Source organism: Pseudanabaena sp. Chao 1811, from assembly GCF_027942295.1.
In the GTDB taxonomy this organism is placed as follows: domain Bacteria; phylum Cyanobacteriota; class Cyanobacteriia; order Pseudanabaenales; family Pseudanabaenaceae; genus Pseudanabaena.
In genome coordinates this window covers 2741330-2761495 of sequence record NZ_CP101416.1, presented here as the reverse complement: position 1 = coordinate 2761495, position 20166 = coordinate 2741330, and the positions used below count along the sequence as shown (strand labels likewise).

The window sequence follows — 20166 nt, the reverse complement described above, 5'->3', positions numbered from 1 at the left end:
ATCAAAAACTCACGCACCATAGATGATAGGCGACACAAAGCGCCACCTATCATCTATCGATTAAGGATTGGTAAACGTCAATTAGTTCCAGCCATCAATCTTTATACTGGTGTGATTACTACAGCGATTTGCAAATGTGTATGGACACCTTTGCAAACCAAAAATCAATCCTAGTAACTGGTGTTATTTGGAAGGTTGTAAAGCCCTCACCCCTAGCCCCTCTCCCGCAGGAGAGGGTAACAAGAAAATAATATGGGTTTTGCTCCCCTTCTCCTGCGGGAGAAGGGGGTGGGGGATGAGGGTTCCACTTACCATCAGCTAGTAAGAGTTTTGAGTTTTCATTTTGTCTACGACAAAATGAAAACCGATTTATCACTTTGGATGACTGTTCTTAGAAAATCCGATATGCAAAATAGATCCGCTCGTTATTATGCTTTTCTGTCGATTGGAGCCGCCATCCTTACTATCGGCTTGAAATTAGGTGCTTATTTCTTAACTAATTCCATTGGATTTTTATCCGATGCCCTTGAATCGGGAGTCAATCTCATTGCCGCAATCGGTGCAGTGTGGGCTTTAACCTATGCCGCGAAACCTCCAGATGAAGAACATGCCTTCGGACATTCTAAAGCGGAATATTTCTCCAGTGGGTTTGAAGGTGCATTAATTTTAGTTGCGGCGGTTAGTATTGCGATCGCGGCAATCCCTAGACTCTTACATCCTCAACCCCTAGAACAGATTAGTTTCGGTTTAGTCTTGTCCCTAGTTGCGTCAGCGATCAACGGTGGACTTGCCCTGATCTTACTCAAAGCAGGGAAACGCCTCCAGTCGATTACGTTACGTGCCGATGCTCATCATTTACTTACCGATGTATGGACTTCTGTGGGGGTAATCCTCGGCATATTATTAGTGTCTGTAACAGGATGGTTGATTCTTGATCCCTTCATTGCGCTATTGGTCGCGGCAAATATTGTCTGGACTGGCGTAAAGCTAATACAGGAGAGCGGCTCGGCGCTGTTAGATGCTTCTATTCCATTAATGGAAAGGCAAATGATCGATGAGATTTTATCGGCTTACGATCGCCAAAAGATCCAATTTCACGATATTCGTACCAGAATTGCAGGCACAAAGAGATTTGTCTATTTTCATGTCTTAGTTTCTGGCTCATGGACTGTGCAGGAGGGACATGACTTATGCGAAGAAATTGAATCCAAAATTATGGCAACCATCCCCAATATTAAAGTGTTCACACATTTAGAGCCTTTAGAAGATCCTAAATCATGGACTGATCAGGGACTATAGGGATTCTTCTCATCCCTTTGTTTACAATTTATTGGCGGCAAATGTATCGCACTGATTAATATCTCCCGTATCCAGACCTCGCTTAAACCAAGTGACCCTTTGTTGAGATGTGCCATGGGTAAAGGATTCAGGAACCACATGTCCACTCTTTGACTGTTTTTGTAAGTAGTCATCACCAATTTGCGTAGCTGTATTGAGAGCCTTAGTAATATCTTGATCGGAAATCAAGCCACGCTGAGCCGTGAAATGTCCCCACACACCCGCAAGGCAATCCGCTTGTAATTCCTGCCGTACTGAGAGTTCGTTAGCTTTGACCTTGTTGGAACTTGCCTTGAGCTGTCTGACATTACTAGATATGCCGCGTAAATTTTGGATATGATGACCGACTTCATGGGCGATCGCATAGGCTCGCGCAAAGTCTGCATCACTGCCAGCCGTAGCTTCTAGATATTTAAAGAAACCCATATCTAGGTATACTTTCTTGTCCGCAGGGCAGTAAAAGGGACCCGCCGAAGTTTGGGCGGAGCCACATGCCGATTTAACTGAACCTGCAAATAGGACTAATTTAGGGGCTTGATAGTTAGTTTTTAGTTGTTGTTTGAAAATTCTTCCCCAAGTATCTTCGGTATCACCGAGAATTGATTTGACAAAAGCCGAATCGCGATCTTTGGTAGGTTGTTTGACTAGAGCCTGTGGCGCAGGTTGCTGTGTATTAGATAAAAAGCCTAAAAGCTGAGCAGGATTAACTTTAAAAACTAGACCAGCAACCAAGGCGATCGCAATACCACCAAAGCCTAGTCCACCTAGTCCGCCGAGCATTCCTAATGGTGATGAGCTTGAGCTAGATGAGCCGTCACGCACATCTTCTACGTTGTCGCTCTCCCGCATTTCATCCCATTTCATATTGTTAATCCCTGCTTTTATGCCAATTTATTGTGGAGAATATAGCATTTCTCACTCTTGTTGAATCAGAAAAGAGGCTTAAGCTTGTTTTTTAGATTTTGTGCTATACAGGAGATGGCTTACAAGGTTTTCACAGCTAAATTGCATGAATGTTTTGGGGAAATTATGGTAGCGAGATACTTTAATCCTTATACTGATTTTGGCTTTAAGAAACTGTTCGGCGAAGAAGGCAGTAAAGATTTGCTCATCGATTTTCTTAATCAACTTTTACCGATACATCATCAAATCCAACAATTAACATTTAAAAATTCTGAAAATCTCTCCGACACCATATCGGAACGTAAAGCTATTTTTGATATTTACTGCGAAAGTAAAACTGGTGATAAGTTTATTGTGGAAATGCAAAAAGCGAAAATCAAGCATTTCAAAGATCGAGCCTTATTCTATTCCACATTCCCAATTCGAGAACAGTCGGAAAAAGGAGATTGGAATTTTTATTTATTACCAATCTATTTTATTGCGATATTGGATTTTGAGTACGATGAACATACCACACCCAAGTTTAGGCGCGATGTATGTCTCAAAGACCAAGATGGAGATGTATTCTTTGATAAGTTAAATTTTAAGTTTTTACAAATGCCGCTATTCAATAAACAAGAGAATGAACTGGTAACTCACTTCGATAAATGGCTGTATTTTTTAAAAAACCTAGAAAGTTTTAATCACATACCCGCAATATTGAATGAACCAATCTTTCAAAAAGGATTTGAAATCGCCGAAATATCGCACTTAGATCTAGAGCAGTATGAACAATATAAAAAGAGTTTAGTCCAGTATTTAGAAGTGAAAAATGTATTTGATACAGCCTTTGAAGAAGGTGAAAAAGTTGGTATTGAGAAGGGTATTGAGAAAGGTATTGAGAAGGGTATTGAGAAAGTTGCCAAAGCATTGAAAGAGCAAAATGTAGCCATAGAAATCATTGCCGAATCAACTGGGTTATCTTACGAAGTTATTAGTAGGATATGAGGAGAGTGTAAAGTGAAGTGTGTAAAGTCTGGGATATATACAGAGAGATGATCTAGACACACAATTACCAACACTAAAACTGATGAATATACGCAAAGAATTGCTCGACGAATTGCTGCAAGAATGTAAAACACCACCTGACCTATTCGGAGAAGGAGGCATTCTGAAACAACTGACGACCGCATTAGTGGAGCGAGCATTGGAAGCAGAACTATCAACCCATCTGGGATACGGTAAGCACGAACCTAGACCAGAAGGACAAACCAACAGTCGCAACGGTTATAGCCAGAAAAAAGTGCAAGGTGACTTTGGCGTAGCCGAAATCGCAGTCCCCCGAGATCGGCAAGGGGAGTTTGAACCGCAGATGGTGAAGAAAGGACAAAGTCGCTTGTCAGGACTAGATGAAAAGATCATTGCTCTCTACGCACGAGGTATGAGTGTCAGGGATATTCAAGCCCAGTTGCAAGAAATGTATGGTGTTGAAGTATCACCAACACTTATTTCCAATGTTACAGATGCAGTAATTGACGAGGTGAAGCAATGGCAAAACCGTCCCCTTGAAGCAGTCTATCCAATCGTCTTTCGAGACTGTCAAGTAAAATGTGTAAAGTCTAGAAGCTAGACGTGGAGACGATCCTCGAAGAGGATGGCAAAGCGATTAAGAGCAGGTTTCCAATCACGAATCGGCATCGTCCACTTCTTCGAGATATTCCGCATTGCTAAATAAACGAGCTTGAAAGCAGCATCATCAGAGGGAAAAATCTGTTGGGATTTAATCACCTTCCGCAAACTACTGTTCATCGACTCAATCGCATTGGTGGTATAAATCGCCCTGCGAATCTCGGTCGGGAAAGCAAAGAAGGGGATAATGTTTGCCCAATGACTGCGCCAAGACTTGGAGATTGATGGATATTGCTTGTCCCACTTTTCAGCAAAGAGTTCGAGATTAAACTCAGCCTCCGATTCCGTCGCCGCGCTATAAATAGCCTTGAGGTCAGCACAAACTTGCTTGCGTTGTTGCCAAGGTACAAAAGCGACCGAGTTTCTGACCATGTGGACAATGCATAACTGCACCTGAGTTTTAGGAAATACCGTCTCAATCGCATTAGGGAAACCAGTCAAGCCATCGACACAGGCAATCAAAATATCTTTGACCCCACGGTTGTGAATTTCGGTGAGTACTGACAACCAGAATTTCGCACCTTCATTCGGAGAAATCCACATACCCAGTAATTCCTTGTACCCGTCCATATTCACGCCCAAGGCAAAGTACAAGGATTTGTTAATCACTCTGCCATTGTCTCGGACTTTGATGACTAGACAGTCCAGAAAGACGATTGGATAGACTGCTTCAAGGGGACGGTTTTGCCATTGCTTCACCTCGTCAATTACTGCATCTGTAACATTGGAAATAAGTGTTGGTGATACTTCAACACCATACATTTCTTGCAACTGGGCTTGAATATCCCTGACACTCATACCTCGTGCGTAGAGAGCAATGATCTTTTCATCTAGTCCTGACAAGCGACTTTGTCCTTTCTTCACCATCTGCGGTTCAAACTCCCCTTGCCGATCTCGGGGGACTGCGATTTCGGCTACGCCAAAGTCACCTTGCACTTTTTTCTGGCTATAGCCATTGCGACTGTTAGTTTGTCCTTCTGGTCTTGGTTCATGTTTTCCGTAGCCCAGATGCATGGATAGTTCTGCTTCCAATGCTCGCTCCACTAATGCGGTCGTCAGTTGCTTCAGAATGCCTCCTTCTCCGAATAGGTCAGGTGGTGTTTTACATTCTTGCAGCAATTCGTCGAGCAATTCTTTGCGTATATTCATCAGTTTTAGTGTTGGTAATTGTGTGTCTAGATCATCTCTCTGTATATATCCCAGACTTTACACACTTCACTTTACACTCTCCGTCTTTCTGGACTGTCTAGTCATCAAAGTCCGAGACAATGGCAGAGTGATTAACAAATCCTTGTACTTTGCCTTGGGCGTGAATATGGACGGGTACAAGGAATTACTGGGTATGTGGATTTCTCCGAATGAAGGTGCGAAATTCTGGTTGTCAGTACTCACCGAAATTCACAACCGTGGGGTCAAAGATATTTTGATTGCCTGTGTCGATGGCTTGACTGGTTTCCCTAATGCGATTGAGACGGTATTTCCTAAAACTCAGGTGCAGTTATGCATTGTCCACATGGTCAGAAACTCGGTCGCTTTTGTACCTTGGCAACAACGCAAGCAAGTTTGTGCTGACCTCAAGGCTATTTATAGCGCGGCGACGGAATCGGAGGCTGAGTTTAATCTCGAACTCTTTGCTGAGAAATGGGACAAGCAATATCCATCAATCTCCAAGTCTTGGCGCAGTCATTGGGCAAACATTATCCCCTTCTTTGCTTTCCCGACCGAGATTCGCAGGGCGATTTATACCACCAATGCGATTGAGTCGATGAACAGTAGTTTGCGGAAGGTGATTAAATCCCAACAGATTTTTCCCTCTGATGATGCTGCTTTCAAGCTCGTTTATTTAGCAATGCGGAATATCTCGAAGAAGTGGACGATGCCGATTCGCGATTGGAAGCCTGCTCTTAATCGCTTTGCCATCCTCTTCGAGGATCGTCTCCACGTCTAGCTTCTAGACTTTACACATTTTACTTGACAATCTCGATATGAGCCAAGCTTTTTTATGTCCTCTTTTGTAGCCATATTCTCATTTGCGATCGCACAAAGATTTTTCTGACATAATTTTGGTTAGTGTCATGAATTATTCGCGCCCTCAAAGCCCTATAAACACAAACTTGTAGGGGTTGAGCATTTGCGCCACTATTTTTATACTTCCCACAATCATCTTGAAATGCAAATGCTCAACCCTTTGTGCTTTTATCGATAACTTGTCCCTGCGTTGCGAGGTTTGGGCAAAGCATTGCCAAATCAAAATTATCTGAAAATTTATAGATTTTCGTGGCAATGCTTTGCCCCTAAAGAAGGATCGCCTGATGCGCGAATAATTCATGACACTAACGTTATTCTCCTAAATCCTCCTGAATTTTTGCTAGGAGTTCTTCGCAGTCTTTGACTAAAGGAATGCCAAGTTTTTGGGAGAGAGTGAGGGCATTTTGGCAATGGCTGAGGGCGAGTTGAGGTTGATTGGTTTAATGGGCGATTTGGTGTAAAGCGATATAGTATTGACTTTTAGCGAGTAGTAGGATAATATTGGCTGTATCTAGCTAGATAATGATCGTAGTAGAGATCAAAAAAGACGACTTGCTCAGCCATGTGCCTAGTAAGAGTCGTGATTACCCAGAGGGAAAAAGCCTTGGTTGACGATCACTATAATCTCTTATTCCATAAAGAATTTTAAGTAAGGGTTGCCAATTGGTAGCCCTTATCTCATTTTATATGGATACCATAATCTCTCTTTAGTTGTTCGGCATTTAGATCTCTATTAATAATGAATTTGCGAGAGTAAGCCACTATATCAGCAATCTGAAGCATCCGTGATGCAGCAGAATCAATTCTAGCAACGTGATTAACTGGAGAGAATTCTCTATCCTTAGACTTTTCTTTGGATATTTCATTCTCAAAATCTGGGTGACTATTGTGTTGATTGATGTCGGTAATAACTTCTACATTGTTAATATGCGTACTTTTCAGCACTTCTTTTCTAAAAAGCTTTAAACCAACTTTTACTATCTCGATTAAACCTTGGGCATAAATTATTGGGGCAGCACCCTGTCGAATACTAACAGCACGATTAATCAAAATAAAATTCTCTTGAGATGCAGACTGCTTGAAGCGGATCATAAGATCCTTAATATATTCATCTCTCATCTTAACGGCATGAATTTCATTAGCGTTTGTCTCTAACCGATCGCTAAAACACTTATCTAAACGTCCAGTATCTTTCGCTAAAGCAATAACTCCTCCGAAATATAAATCGCTTACCCCCGCAGTCCCAAATTCATCAATAAAGAACAGGATTTTCTTATTCTTGCCTTTAGCCATAGATAGCGAACAGAAATTACATTTGATTCAAAAGATACGATACATACCAAAAATGATCCCCTTTTGTAAAGGGCGGAGAATCAATTAAATTTTCTTCTTCCCCCTTTACAAGGGGGATTGAGGGGGATCTAAGTCCTCCTGAATTTTTGCTAGGAGTTCTTCGCAGTCTTTGACTAAGGGAATGCCAAGTTCTTGGGAGAGGGCGATCGCGTTTTGGCAATGGGTGAGGGCGAGTTGGGATTGATTGGTTTGATGGGCGATTTCGGCAAGGACTTTGAAACTATAGGCGGTTAAAGGTTTAAAGTTAATCTGTTGGGAAATCACTAAGGATTCTTGAATTTTGGTTTCTGCTTCGCTGTAGTTTTCAAGTTTGAGCAATGCTGCCCCCATATTATGTAAAGAAATTGCTACCCCTTGCTGATCGCCGATTTCTTCACTGATGTCGCGATGTTGCTGGTGATAGGCGATCACTTTTTCATACTTTCCCAAAGAATCATAACAAACGCCTAAATTGCCTAGAGAAGTTGCTACCCCTTCCCGAAAGCCGATTTCTTTACTAATGTCGTGATATTGCTGGTGATGGACAATCGCTTTTTCATGCTGCCCCAAATAATCATAACAATTGCCTAAATTGCCTAGAGAAATTGCCATCCCTTGCCGATCACCCATTTCTTTACTGATTTCGAGAGATTGCTGGTGATGAGCGATTGCTTTTTCATACTGCCCCAAATAATCATAACAATTGCCTAAATTGCCTAGAGAAATTGCCACCCCTTGCCGATTGCCGATTTCTTCTTTGATTTCGAGAGATTGCTGGTGATGGGCGATCGCTTTTTCATACTGCCCCAAGAAATTATAACAACTGCCTAAACCGCCTAGAGAACTTGCCACTCCTTGCCGATTGTCGATTTCTTCGTCGATTTCGAGAGATTGCTGGTGATGAGCGATTGCTTTTTCATACTGCCCCAAGTTTCTATAACAAGTTCCTAAATTATCTAGAGAACTTGCCTCTCCTTGCCGATCACCCATTTCTTCACTGATGTCGTGATGTTGCTGATGGTGGGCGATCGCTTTTTCATACTGTCCCAAGTCTTGATAACAAATTCCCAAACGGTTTAAAGATTTGCGATAACAAGCTTGTTCCCTTTGACTACCTGCGATTACCTGTTCATATAACTGCGCTTGCTGACGGTAAAAACCTTGAAAATTCAAAAAGTAATGAACTGATTTATTTTTCCCTTCTCCCCCTCGCTGCTCATCCAAAATATCATAGGCTAAATGCCATGCTCCCAATTCCCCTGCATGGTAAAACGCCTCCAAATACGCCGTCAAATCCTCCAATGATTCCCAAGGTGGCGCAGGTAAATGTGCCAAAAAATAATCCAACGCAGCCTGATGCGCTGATCGCAACAACTCAGAATCCGCTTGCTGTTGCACCACCATCGAAATTAAAGGCAAAAACTGAAACCGTCGCGGTTTTCCCTTGAGAGGTTCAGGGGGAAACTCCTGCAACAACGACAAACGGGCTAAATACCGTAACTCTGCATCCGTTACATCCGCAGTTAACCCCTGAGCTAACCCTAAATCGAAAATCCCTCGCAATACCGATAACCGCTTTAAAATATCCCCTAACCTTGCCGATAATCGCGCCAAACTCGCCGCCACGACTTCCCTGACACAGGTTTCCGTATCACGGTGATAACCTTCCACCGTAAACAAATCTAAGCCCAAATTTTCCGCCTCTGTCACACTAACCCCTTCCCCCAACTTGTCCCGCATCCAACTCGATACCAGTTGCATCAAGAGAGGATGACGATCCATTCGGTTCACAAAATGGGCTAATTCCTGCTGCGTTCCCGTTAATCCATAGTCTTCCGTCACCAAACGCATCGCATCGGCTTCCGCTAACCCCTTTAGGGCTAACCAATAACAACGCGGCAGCAAATTGGCGCTAAACGCTGGCTGTTCCCGACTGGTGAGCAGTAGCTTACTATGCATCCCATTCCCTAACCATTGGCTCAAAAATTGACCATAAACCGACTTCCCTTCTGCTGGTATTACCGTTTCCATATTGTCCAACACCAACAAATAAGGCTCAGCGATTAACCCTTCGATGATCTGCCCAATTAACGTCTCCTCGTCCCATTTTTCATCATAGTCTCGTCCCAACTGCTCCAATAACCATCGCCCAAATTGCGCCAAAGGATAAGGCTGGATAAAACTCACCCACAACACCCGCCAATCAGAGGTTAACTGCTCCTTGAACTTCACCGCTAAAGCCGATTTACCATAGCCTCCTGCTGCGGTGATCCCGATTAAGCGGACTTTTTCATTGCTTAGGGCGGTTTGGAGTTCCTTGATTTCATCCTGTCGTCCCTGCCATTCATCCACAGGTGGCGGTGTCGTATTCAGGGTTGCGGCGATCGCCACGGCTTGAGAAGTTTGACGAGACTTAACGGGATTCCATTCATTCTGATCAACAATCTCCGTGACCTCTAAACCCAAAGCCTTACAAATCGCTAGGACATAATCTCGATCGATACCTTCACCCTTAAAAAATCGTCTTACCGTTCTGGGATCAACTGAAGATTGAGAATTCTGAGAAATGCGATCGGCAATGCCTTCAAAGGTCAAACGAGTTCCATCCGCTTTGCCAGCCGCCTTAACCTCACGAAGTTTTTGCAGTCCCGCAACCGTTGCGGCGATCCCTCTATTGCGCTGTGTAGGCATGACCCAACTAAGTTTTGCTGACTGTGTTGATTTAGTTTAACTCACCTTACACAGATGGAAAATTTGCCCTCACCCCCCAGCCCCCTCTCCCGCAAGGCGAGGGGGAGAAAGATTTAATTATTTTCTTGTTCCCCTCTCCTGCGGGAGAGGGGCTAGGGGTGAGGGCTTTACTAACCTTCTGCGTAAGATGATTTAGTTTAACTCAACTCAAAAAGGACAGAAAAGGCAGTTAAGAAAAGTTTGCTATCTGCCTTAACCCGTCTGGAGGTTTCAGGTCATTTTTTCGATGATGGCATTGTCAACTTTACGGAGAACTTCCCCATGACTCGTTTTCAACGCTTGATTAAATTCCTAATCACTGTCAACACATTGTTATATCTTGTCTCTTCCATTGGCTTAAAACTCGATTTAATCCACTCTTTTAAAGAGGCTCCTCTCGCGCCATCTAGTCAAATTTGCACCAAGCAACCATAAACAGAGCGATCGCCGACTTTTTTAGAACGTGTTTGAGAAGTTTTTTGCCCCCTCTAACTCCTCCTTGAAAGGATTCAAGTTTCCCCCCTTTCAAAGGGGGGATTAAGGGGGGGCAGAAATATATGCCTACCTACTTAGATTCTAAGCTCCCATTCCTGAATATTGCTTGATACCCTTACGCCATAGCCAGCGATTGATTACAAAAGTAACTGCCATCCATCCCCCCATTACGCCAATTCCCTGCCAGATATTTACCGCCTTGCCCACTAAAATCGCTGAGGGGAAATAAACCATATAGGGAAATGGAGTCCATAGGACTATATCCCTCGCTAATGGTGGAAACACTTCTAAAGGCGCAATAATTCCTGAGAGAAATATATAGGATAAAAACCAGAGTTGCTCGATCGCACTAGCGCGTTCTGTCCAAAAGGCAAGCATTCCAAAGGTATATTGAATTAGGAAGCGTAATAAAAAGGCGATCGCCACCAGAAATGCTGCGAGTAAACCAGTTCCTAATGAAGGTATCCAAAATGATTGTGGATAGAGAATAAAAAATAATGCTACCAAAACCACCAACATCGGTAATCTTGCCCAACGCTCGGCAATGTGATTGATTAAATGATGCCAAAAAGGATCGATGGGTTGTAATAGCCGATGGGAAAGTTGACCTGAAATGAGTTCCTTCTCAAAGTCCCAAATCACCCAGACAATATTAAACTGGCGCACGATAAATACGGCGAGAAAGTAACGGATAAATTCTAGCGATGTCATACCAAAGCTGCCATTTTCTGAAGCCTTGAGCCATGCTCCCATGAGAATAAATGGCAGAGAATTAGATAGTAACCAGATAAACAGCTCGGCACGATATTCGAGCATGTAGGCGTAATAGGTTAAGAACATGGTCTTAACAACGCGAAATATATATCTAAGCTGCATAGTTCAGTTTATCTGTTATCGCAATTTGGACTTTTGTCTATGGCAAACCCTAAACTCCAAAACTTGGCTGTGATTGATTTTTGCTTGGCAAATTGAGTATACACGCATTTGCCAAGCGCTTGTTTTTATGGCGATCGCTTAGGGTTCTGCGATTTAATAAGGAACCAAATTTTTTGTGGCGCGGCGAAGCCGCGCCACAAAAAATCGGTTCCTTATTTTCCTGCATGTCCCTTGGCACAGGTTACTAGTTGAGATATGGATCGATCTGGGAGAGATTGCGATACTTGCAGAGATTTGTCGTATTGCCCTGATTCCGCATAAGCGATCGCAATTTCTTCTAATAACGAAGCCTTGGAAGAAATATCTGGTTCTAAAGACTGAGGCATCTGTTGAGCAAAAAACAAGGCTTGCTCCAGATCGCCGACATCAAGAGATTGATTGACAATTAAAATAAAGGACTCAGGTCGCCAGCGAGCTTCGGTGATTTGTTGCAATAGTTTCAGCGCTTGGGTGGTATCTCCAGACTTAGCGAAAGCTTGGGCTAGATCTTTCAAGACAAAATCTCGATAAGTTAGGGATAAACGATCTTTTAGACTTAGGGCAGTTTCAAGCTTTCCATTTTTGAGATAAGCCTGAATTGAGTCATATACAACTTGTTGCACTAACTCATTGGATATATTCTTGACCAGACTGAGCGCTAAATCTGGCTGGAGATTTCGGGCTAGGTTATCTGCCACATCAATCAAAGTCTGTTGTTTCTGCTCCACCGATTGGATCTGCTCAATCGTCTGTAAAGCTGTTTGAGATTGACCTAGCTTGGCATAGGTATTAGCAATAACACTCCAAGCTCGATCGCGATCAGTAGTTGAGGGAATTGTTCGCGCTATCGCTTCTACTTCTTGTAATAACGGCACAAGCAGATCGATGTCTTTGTCAACATTGTCGCTACGAATATTCTCTAAAATGGGGGATACAACTTTAAATCGTTCTACTGGATCAGCAACAGTATTGACTATCTGCATTGCCGATTCCACCCCTGAAAACTGCAACCATTCTGCGGCTAACACATAGGCAATAAATTTAGTCATCTCAGTGGTCGGATGCGCGCGTACAGTCTGTAAAATTTTGCCAAATATCTGCTTCAATTTAGCTTGACGTTCATCGCTAGAATCTAATTCAGAAGGAGGCAAGTAAGTTCTTTCGGCAATTATCGATAGCCACCAGACTTTACTTAATGGGTTACCAAAGGAGTTGGCATAGTCAAAGCTTTGGGCAAATAATTGCTCAGCTTTGCCAACTTTTCCCAACGCGCGATATTCCCAACTGAGATTGTTCAGTAAGGTTAGCCATTCTTGCATATCTCTACCGCTATTACTTTTTTTGAGAGATTGGGTGATTTCTAAGCTCTTATCTAACAGGGCGATCGCCTTTTCTTGCTTGCCCAAGGCAAACAATTCTCTGGCAATCTTCACCATATACTCAACCTTGTCTCTAGGCGATTCATTGAGTTTTTGTTGTTTAATACTTAGTCCTTGTAAAAGAGCTGCCTCTGCTAGTTCTGGCTGTTTTAACTCGATAAAAAGCATTCCTAAATTTTCTAAAAGATAATACTTCTCTCTATAAGGGTAAGTTATTGCCTGTCTATATAGATCGCTATCGCTAGTTGATGGCAAATCAGTTTGGAGTAACTGAAATGCTTGATTAAGCACAGAAACGGCTTTTTCAGAATCCTTTGTCTCTAGATAGTGGTAGGCAACTTGCATTAATTCCTCTACTTGCAATTCAGGAAATTGCTTCCTATCCATACCATTAACTAGCTGCAACACAAGGTGATCTTGATTAGTTTTTTGATAGCGTCTTAATTGACGATTAAAGCTCTGGAACTGTTTGACAGGATTGGTAATTGCTTGCAATCTTTGTAAATGACAAGTAGTAGGAATTCCTCCCATCTTAATTTTGCTTGATAGATCTGGAGTTTTAGTGAAACCAATCGTTGCAAAACTATTGCATAAAAGAAAAATGCCGAATCCATTAATTAATCTAGTTGGTGTGATGAATCGCATATAATTCGCTCCTTGGCTACTTTTAAAGCATTTACTTCAAGCATTATTGCCTTCAAAGGCTTTTCTAGCGCTGATCTTGATAGATAACTTCAGTAAGATTTTTTGAATCTCATAAACCTTCTACATCAGGAGCAGCAGCTACTTTATAGACTAGGGTGACTTTGGCTTGGGAATAGGGAGGAAGTTGTAAATGCCAATTACAGAAACCATTAGCATCAGGCTGAAGGCGATCGCTAGTTTCATCTTGTACGACTTCAACCTTGACTTTCTCTAGTTCCGAGACAGGAACCCGTTCAGTCATGGCGATTTTTCTGACTTCATCACCAATATTCGAGAGAAAAATATTGATGCTATTGGTAATGGTATTCCATTGAGTAAGATGATTTTTATCCCGTTTTTGAGATGTAGTACGCTGAACCCGCATCATCGCATCAGTTCCCCAACCAAGGGCAAATTTTTCTTGTGGGGCGATAAAAGATATGGTCGTTCGTCCGACATATTCCGTAGATCTCACAAGATCGACGGGACCCGCCAAAATTGGTAAGTTGGAGTTATTCGTCTGTTCACTTTTAAGAACAACCTGTAGCGCTAGTTCGGGCATAAGTATATGCCCAATTTTGGCAGAGGATTGAAATTGAAATAGGGGGACACGGTATGGTCTGCCATTGGAGGGAATATTGGCTTTACGAGTAGCCCGAATTGAGCGAACTTCTCCGCCATCATCAACCGATGGCAGATCGACGGTATCAGATGCCCTTGCTCCTGCTCCTAAACCCGTAGTTTTGACAGTTTGATCGCGCATTTCTACGGCAATCTTTTTTGATTTTTCCCGAATGTTGAGCAGATCGTCAGCTAGCAAAGGTGGCTCTGTGCCAAGGGAAGCGCGAGCAGTGGAAAAGACTAAATCCACATTTAGCCAGTCTTCGCCTGTATTTTGCCAGACACAGCCATCGGTACGGAAGGTTAATTGTGAATTATCTCCCATTTGTAACTGGGCTTGGTGGTATGGTCGCCAGAGAGCATTGGGAACGATGTAATCAAAGGCAAGTTCATATTCACCTGTTTGCGCGATCACTAAATCTGCCTCCACACGAGCAATATAAATTGTGTCAGGGCTTGCTTCAGATTGGATGCGTTTGACTAATCGAGCGATCGCATCTTGAAGTTGTGTTTGCGCGTGGTAAGTATTGAGGATTTCGCTACGAATATCGCGAAGCCTCTGGAAAATGGGCTGTAGTTGAGATCGCCAAGCCATCGGATCGACCTGTCCCCAAGCCGCATCAATGGGCAACTCCTGCAAGGCTCTAGCTAAGATCATGCCAATTTGCTCAAATTGTTCTTCGAGATATTGCCGATCTTCGGTGAGAATTTGGTACTGATCATATTGGGATCGCCATTCTTTTTTTAAATCCTCTATTAATCCTGTGCGATCGCTCTCCTTGATTAATATACGACGACGCACGCGCACATCGTTGACCCTTGCATTAAAAACACCTGTAAATTGCGCACGAAGGGACTTATCGGAAATCACAGGGGCAACGCGATCGACAGTCACTCGCCACAAACCTGCCGTTAATTGTGCTTTGCCAATGCGTTGTACTTGGGCACGATCTTCGAGTAGGGTGACAGTAGTAACAGGAGCATCGAGGTCTAAGGTTTGAATTTCCGTTGATTGCATAGCTATTCCTCTCTCCGATTACCATTAACTAACTCATTGTCCACAAATATCTTGATGGTGTAATCAGCGATCAATTCCCTTTCTTCACCTGCGGGAACATTAAGCCGCCAGCGATAGCCACCTTTAATCGGCGCATTCCGTTCTTGCTGTTCGTATTTTTCCCATTCGGGAGTTACTTGGGTAATATTTACATCGACCTTTGCATCAGGTTGCGGGATAGGTATCCTTTCGCGGACTTCAATTTTGGCATCTCGACTCATCCGATTGGCGATCGCAATATGAATACTGTGACGCAGTTCATTAAAAGCAACGAGACTCATGCCCGATCGCACTTCTTTGAAAGAGGTATTACGAGCAACTTTGATTGATTGCTCTACACCCAACGCTAATTCCATTTGTCCCTTGGGTGGTACTGTCGCGATCGTGGTGGAGAGAATATATTGTGTATCCACATAGATATCGGCAAGTCCTGACAGCAAGGGTGCTTGCAGAGGATTGCGAAGTTGAGCAATTCGGAAGACATTAGTATCTTCTCGCGGTACAACGATATAGCGAATATCAATTTCGGCATTCTCTTGTAATAGAGCAACGGAATGATACTGACCATCGGCTGGCACATCAATCCGTCCAGTCCCCAGATAAACAAAGTCAAAATTACCAACTTCCTTGCGAATATTACTTGAGCCAAAACGCGGGAGGACTGGATTGCAAAAAGTACTAGCTAAAGCCGTTTGCAAGACTGTCGCAATCTCAAAATTAACCGTCATCTGCCAACGCTGAAGAGATTCTAAATAGAGCGTCCTAGTATCAGGAATCCTTAATTTTCCGCGTTGTCTAGTATTGCTAGGATCAGCTAAACGCATTAATCCATAATTTTTGATATCATTACTGGGATCGAAAAGTGGTTCGGGCGGAGGCATAAATCCTCTACCTCGATATTCATCCGCTTGAGGAGGTATCATTGATGACGGAGCATCTAAACTTCTAACCATCGATGGAACTGGACGAGAGCGCACTGCCATCTTTTCCGAAGTTGGTGCAGACTTACTAAAAGTACTTTGAAGTACTTCTTCCTGTATACCAAAATCACTATTCACTGGTATAGGACTATAAGCTGTGGAGACCTCAGTTGATTCAGAAGAATATTGCTCTTCCCAACTTCCTAAATCAGTGACTATGCGTTGAAAAAATGGAAATTTAGGTATATCAGTTAATTGATTGACAGTCGGGATCTTTAAGGGGTCGCCAGCTAGATCAATCCACTCAATGACACGATCGTTATCTAAATTCTGTTTTTGGCGATCGTAGTCTTCAAAGAGAAGTTCTGCACCTTTAGGGGGATTGCGCCAAGCCTTTTTACTCGGCAATGTTTGCGATCGCCCTAAGCGTAAAGAAGGCAATTCGGGCAACTCGCACCAACCTGTCGGGGTTGCCGTAGAAAGTTCGATCTGCACGCCATTCCAATCCTCGCCTGTGCGCTGAGCAATCAAGGCTCGTACAGCGATCGCGGCAGTATTAGTAGCACTATTGAGGCAGCAAACATAGGTAGGTGTCCATCTTGCGCCATTGATAAAATATTCCACAACCATTTGCAGACTATCAGGGGAGGGTAGTGCTGCGGTTTGGCTATCGCCAATATGGAGACGCGCAATAATGGTTTTGCGAAGTTCATGTTCCTTAGCAACATTAGCATTGGAGGCAAGGAATTGTTTCTGTTGTAAGTCAGCGAGGTGTTCCTGAGCCTTGCGTAACTTTTCTTGAAGTTCCCGCTTTTCTTGGAAGCGAAGTTTCTTCTGCTCATCCTTAAAATTTGCTAGCGCTAGTCTTGCCCCTGTTGGCGATGGTGGTGGTGTTTTGCCTTCTTCACCAATGGGGCGATCGGGGACATACAACTCTTGCAAAATGGTCATCTCTAGACTAATTGCACCTTGCAAATCCTTTAGGTGAGCAACTTCAGCCTTGGCGGTTTGGATTTCTGTTTCTAGAGATGAAAATGGAATTTCAGCGGGAGGCGGGACACTCAAGCCCACTCTGACATCGGTAACAATAATGTTATTAGCGATCGCCTGATTGCTCGGTTCAGCCTCAATCCGTACCCTGACACTGGCATCATCGATCGCAAGGGGTAAGCCAACAATCTCGACTTCGATATCTTCGCCGATGCCTCCACTTTGCCACGGGATGTCAGTCAGTCTTGCCAAGCGTGTCACCGTTGAGCCTTCTGCATAGACTTTGACCTTATCGATCTTGGAGTTAAGCTTGGCAATTGACATAATTTTTTATGCTGTATGCTTTTTATAGATCTTACAAATTTTTGTCTTTTTCTCTTGATTCTTAAACTTTAATTAATGGCTACAGTGCGTTCCGCTGAATTAAAAACCAGAGAAATTTTTGAAAGCACGGCAAAGCCACGCTTTCAAAAATTTCTCTAGGCTTGAAGACAACATGCGATAATTAATTTCCAAGAGCGTCCTAAACGGCTTACTCTTCCACAATAGCTTTGTGAATTTTTGATACCTTTTTGACACTTTTGTTTTTGAAATTTTTGTAGTTGTTCCTCACATTGCCCCAAGCACATTGACCCAAGATTATTTATATTTAATTCATTCCTTGCAACACCAGTTGGAAATATTACAAGGACTGATCGCCCCACAATTAGATCCTGCACCTGCGATCGCCAAAGACTGGTTGCGATCGCATCGTGAAATCCAAGCTTTTTTTCAAACCAAAATTATCAATACTGATTTAGAGGTCACGCCGCCCAATTTATCTTTGCAAGTAGAAATTGATAAACAGCTAAAAATGTTGGGTGTGGACTTAAGCATGTTACAAACCGCTCGTAATCCTGCTACTTGGCAAAAGCGACATCAACAGGCTAGCGATCGATTCGTCTTGCTTAAAAAATACTGTCAAATGCACTCAAGTTAAGCGACATTAACTAAAAAACAGATTTTTATGACTTAACTTTGCTGAGCCATAAAATCTAAGGGTGGAACCCTAACCTATTCTCTATGGATATGCCTTATATCAAATATTCTTAGTTAATCAGGCAAGCTTAGGCGCGAAACATTTTGATGTAAACTTTTAAAATATTTGATACTTTTTAATATAAACATAGTAAAAACTCTATAGTAGAATCAATGATCCTAGAAACAGCTTGGCTACTTCCTTGCTATGGTTTGCTGGGCGCAGGAATCACCCTACCTTGGTCACTGAGGTTAGTGCGGCGCTCTGGTCCACGTCCTGCGGCTTACCTAAATATATTGATGACTGTACTAGCCTTAGTGCATAGTTGTTGGCTACTGACATCGATCTGGGGCGAACCAGCTCAACAGGTTGAGTTTAGTTGGTTTCAAGCCTTTGATTTAAATCTTGTTTTTTCCTTTGATATTTCTACAATTAGTGTGGGCGCATCGATACTGATCGCTACCATGAGCTTAATTTCACAGGTCTATGGACTAGGCTCTCTGGAAACTGATTGGGCGATCGCGAGATTTTGCGCCTTAATTGGTTTCTTTGAGGCAGCGATTACAGGAATTGCCTTTAGTGACTCGCTCTTTTTTAGTTATGCTTTGCTGGAAATGCTCACCCTGTCCACCTATTTACTAGTGGGTTTCTGGTACGCACAACCCCTCGTAGTCACGGCAGCCCGTGATGCTTTCTGGACAAAACGGGTCGGTGATCTATTCCTATTAATGGGTGTGGTGGCACTGTCTAACTTAACTGGCAGCTTGAATTTCTCGGATTTAAAAGAATGGGCGGCTAATCCACAAACGATCGCCTATTTCTCAGAACATCAACAATTTGGCACTTTATTAGGACTAGCCCTAATCGCGGGTCCCCTTGGTAAATGCGCCCAGTTCCCTTTACACCTCTGGCTCGATGAGGCAATGGAGGGACCCAACCCCGCTTCGATTTTGCGAAACTCGGTGGTTGTGGGGGCAGGAGCCTATGTACTGATTAAGTTTCAGCCAGTTTTATCACTGTTCCCTGTGGCAGCCGAAGTTTCGGTGATTATTGGGGCAATTACAGCAATCGGTGCAAGTTTAGTAGCGATCGCCCAAATCGACCTCAAACGTGCCCTGTCCCACTCCACTAGTGGCTATTTAGGTTTAGTCTTCATCGCTGTGGGGATGCAACAACCTGATCTCGCCTTAGGATTGCTCTTTAGTCATGGCATCAGCAAGTCTTTGCTATTCCTCAGTTCTGGCGCAGTGATGATGACGACAATGACGCAGGATCTTACGGAAATGGGCGGACTGAAAACGCGAATGCCCGCTACTTTAGTTGCCTTTATCGTTGGTTCCCTTAGTCTGGTTGCCCTATTGCCTTTTGGCGGATTTTGGACACTTCTCCGATGGGAAGAAACTTTTTGGAATAGTGACCCTTGGCTAATTGCGATCGCTTTATTAGTTAACTGCATTACTGCCTTTGGATTAATCCGAATTTTTGCACTGGTCTTCTTAGGACCTACACAGCAGAAAACCCGACGTGCACCCGAAGTCGCTTGGCAGGTAGCACTTCCCCTAGTAGGACTGACGATTATTACACTGCTTGTGCCAATTCTCCTGCCATCTTGGGAATTTATAAATATTGACTTAGATACAGTGGATATCTGGGGTACAACCATATTGTCAGCGTCAGGATTGCTTGGCTTTGGTGTGGGTGCATATATCTATATCAAGCCCTACTATTCAACCGTAAGTTCTGTTGCCATGCCTCCTAAGTTGGTTCGCAGTGCATGGAAAGTTGTGCAGGATTTACTTGCCTATGACCTATATGTACAAGCGATCTACAAATATACGGTGGTCTTAATCGTCGGTGGTGGTTCCAAACTTCTAGCTTGGGTCGATCGCTATTTAGTTGATGGTTCCGTTAACTTTTTGGGCTTTGCCTCAATCTTTAGCGGTGAGAGCCTGAAATATACAGTTACAGGCAGATTACAGCAATACGTTTTAACAATCTTAATCGGTCTAATTCTGATTGGTTTCGCCGCCTTCTATGGCTTAAATTAACCGTCATCATTCCCCCCTCTCCCAATCTAACGTTTACACA

12 protein-coding genes and 2 pseudogenes are annotated in these 20166 nt (G+C 43.1%); 6 read left to right on the top strand and 8 right to left on the bottom strand.

The genetic code is table 11. The features are described from left to right. Positions 1 to 405 precede the first annotated feature (405 nt). Entirely contained in the window at positions 406 to 1299 is an 894-nt protein-coding gene (locus tag NMG48_RS12705) for a cation diffusion facilitator family transporter (protein WP_345961263.1), read from the top strand. A gap of 21 nt (positions 1300 to 1320) precedes the next feature. On the opposite strand, the gene ypfJ is transcribed toward NMG48_RS12705, so the two are convergent. Continuing rightward, complete coding sequence (gene ypfJ / locus NMG48_RS12700; protein WP_271251898.1) at positions 1321 to 2202, bottom strand: KPN_02809 family neutral zinc metallopeptidase; 882 nt, start codon at positions 2200 to 2202, stop codon at positions 1321 to 1323. Between the two features lie 165 nt (positions 2203 to 2367). Here ypfJ and NMG48_RS12695 point away from each other — a divergent pair, with 165 nt between their 5' ends. Both NMG48_RS12695 and NMG48_RS12690 read left to right on the top strand, forming a co-directional pair. After that, on the top strand, positions 2368 to 3228 hold the full coding sequence (locus NMG48_RS12695) for an Rpn family recombination-promoting nuclease/putative transposase (RefSeq protein WP_345961262.1): 861 nt from the start codon (positions 2368 to 2370) through the stop codon (positions 3226 to 3228). 82 nt (positions 3229 to 3310) lie between these two features. Further along, a pseudogene (locus NMG48_RS12690) lies at positions 3311 to 3826 on the top strand (transposase); the annotation flags it as partial. A 20-nt stretch (positions 3827 to 3846) separates the two neighbouring features. On the opposite strand, the gene NMG48_RS12685 reads toward NMG48_RS12690, so the two are convergent. Next, positions 3847 to 5058: an IS256 family transposase gene (locus tag NMG48_RS12685; RefSeq protein WP_271251719.1), complete on the bottom strand. Its 1212-nt coding sequence runs from the start codon at positions 5056 to 5058 to the stop codon at positions 3847 to 3849. 82 nt (positions 5059 to 5140) lie between these two features. Here NMG48_RS12685 and NMG48_RS12680 point away from each other — a divergent pair. After that, a pseudogene (locus NMG48_RS12680) lies at positions 5141 to 5857 on the top strand (IS256 family transposase); the annotation flags it as partial. A 758-nt stretch (positions 5858 to 6615) separates the two neighbouring features. Here NMG48_RS12680 and NMG48_RS12675 read toward each other — a convergent pair. The 6 genes from NMG48_RS12675 to NMG48_RS12650 form a co-directional block, all read right to left on the bottom strand. Next, positions 6616 to 7230 (bottom strand): DUF3800 domain-containing protein, encoded by a 615-nt coding sequence (locus NMG48_RS12675; protein ID WP_271251895.1) that lies wholly within the window; start codon positions 7228 to 7230, stop codon positions 6616 to 6618. 105 nt (positions 7231 to 7335) lie between these two features. Continuing rightward, positions 7336 to 9960: a tetratricopeptide repeat protein gene (locus NMG48_RS12670; RefSeq protein WP_271251894.1), complete on the bottom strand. Its 2625-nt coding sequence runs from the start codon at positions 9958 to 9960 to the stop codon at positions 7336 to 7338. Positions 9961 to 10575: 615 nt separating this feature from the next. Continuing rightward, positions 10576 to 11370 carry an ABC transporter permease gene (locus tag NMG48_RS12665; RefSeq protein WP_271251893.1) on the bottom strand — a complete coding sequence of 265 codons (795 nt, stop codon included), beginning with the start codon at positions 11368 to 11370 and terminating at the stop codon, positions 10576 to 10578. Between the two features lie 212 nt (positions 11371 to 11582). Beyond that, entirely contained in the window at positions 11583 to 13433 is a 1851-nt protein-coding gene (locus NMG48_RS12660) for a tetratricopeptide repeat protein (RefSeq protein WP_271251892.1), read from the bottom strand. 109 nt (positions 13434 to 13542) lie between these two features. Continuing rightward, on the bottom strand, positions 13543 to 15111 hold the full coding sequence (locus NMG48_RS12655) for a mucoidy inhibitor MuiA family protein (RefSeq protein WP_271251891.1): 1569 nt from the start codon (positions 15109 to 15111) through the stop codon (positions 13543 to 13545). Positions 15112 to 15113: 2 nt separating this feature from the next. Continuing rightward, entirely contained in the window at positions 15114 to 17384 is a 2271-nt protein-coding gene (locus tag NMG48_RS12650; RefSeq protein WP_271251890.1) for a DUF4139 domain-containing protein, read from the bottom strand. A 304-nt stretch (positions 17385 to 17688) separates the two neighbouring features. Here NMG48_RS12650 and patD point away from each other — a divergent pair, with 304 nt between their 5' ends. Both patD and NMG48_RS12640 read left to right on the top strand, forming a co-directional pair. Continuing rightward, a complete protein-coding gene (gene patD / locus NMG48_RS12645; RefSeq protein ID WP_271251889.1) occupies positions 17689 to 18039 on the top strand; it encodes a heterocyst frequency control protein PatD in 351 nt (116 codons plus the stop codon). 212 nt (positions 18040 to 18251) lie between these two features. Then, positions 18252 to 20126: an NAD(P)H-quinone oxidoreductase subunit F gene (locus NMG48_RS12640; protein ID WP_271251888.1), complete on the top strand. Its 1875-nt coding sequence runs from the start codon at positions 18252 to 18254 to the stop codon at positions 20124 to 20126. Positions 20127 to 20166: the final 40 nt, after the last annotated feature.

Bases quoted from the DNA above. Each gene is read 5' to 3' on its own strand.
- NMG48_RS12685 (WP_271251719.1), bottom strand. From the start codon at position 5,058: ATGAATATACGCAAAGAATTGCTCGACGAATTGCTGCAAGAATGTAAA.
- NMG48_RS12655 (WP_271251891.1), bottom strand. From the start codon at position 15,111: ATGCAATCAACGGAAATTCAAACCTTAGACCTCGATGCTCCTGTTACT.
- NMG48_RS12675 (WP_271251895.1), bottom strand. From the start codon at position 7,230: ATGGCTAAAGGCAAGAATAAGAAAATCCTGTTCTTTATTGATGAATTT.
- NMG48_RS12705 (WP_345961263.1), top strand. From the start codon at position 406: ATGCAAAATAGATCCGCTCGTTATTATGCTTTTCTGTCGATTGGAGCC.
- NMG48_RS12640 (WP_271251888.1), top strand. From the start codon at position 18,252: ATGATCCTAGAAACAGCTTGGCTACTTCCTTGCTATGGTTTGCTGGGC.
- ypfJ (WP_271251898.1), bottom strand. From the start codon at position 2,202: ATGAAATGGGATGAAATGCGGGAGAGCGACAACGTAGAAGATGTGCGT.
- NMG48_RS12670 (WP_271251894.1), bottom strand. From the start codon at position 9,960: ATGCCTACACAGCGCAATAGAGGGATCGCCGCAACGGTTGCGGGACTG.
- NMG48_RS12665 (WP_271251893.1), bottom strand. From the start codon at position 11,370: ATGCAGCTTAGATATATATTTCGCGTTGTTAAGACCATGTTCTTAACC.
- NMG48_RS12695 (WP_345961262.1), top strand. From the start codon at position 2,368: ATGGTAGCGAGATACTTTAATCCTTATACTGATTTTGGCTTTAAGAAA.
- NMG48_RS12650 (WP_271251890.1), bottom strand. From the start codon at position 17,384: ATGTCAATTGCCAAGCTTAACTCCAAGATCGATAAGGTCAAAGTCTAT.
- NMG48_RS12660 (WP_271251892.1), bottom strand. From the start codon at position 13,433: ATGCGATTCATCACACCAACTAGATTAATTAATGGATTCGGCATTTTT.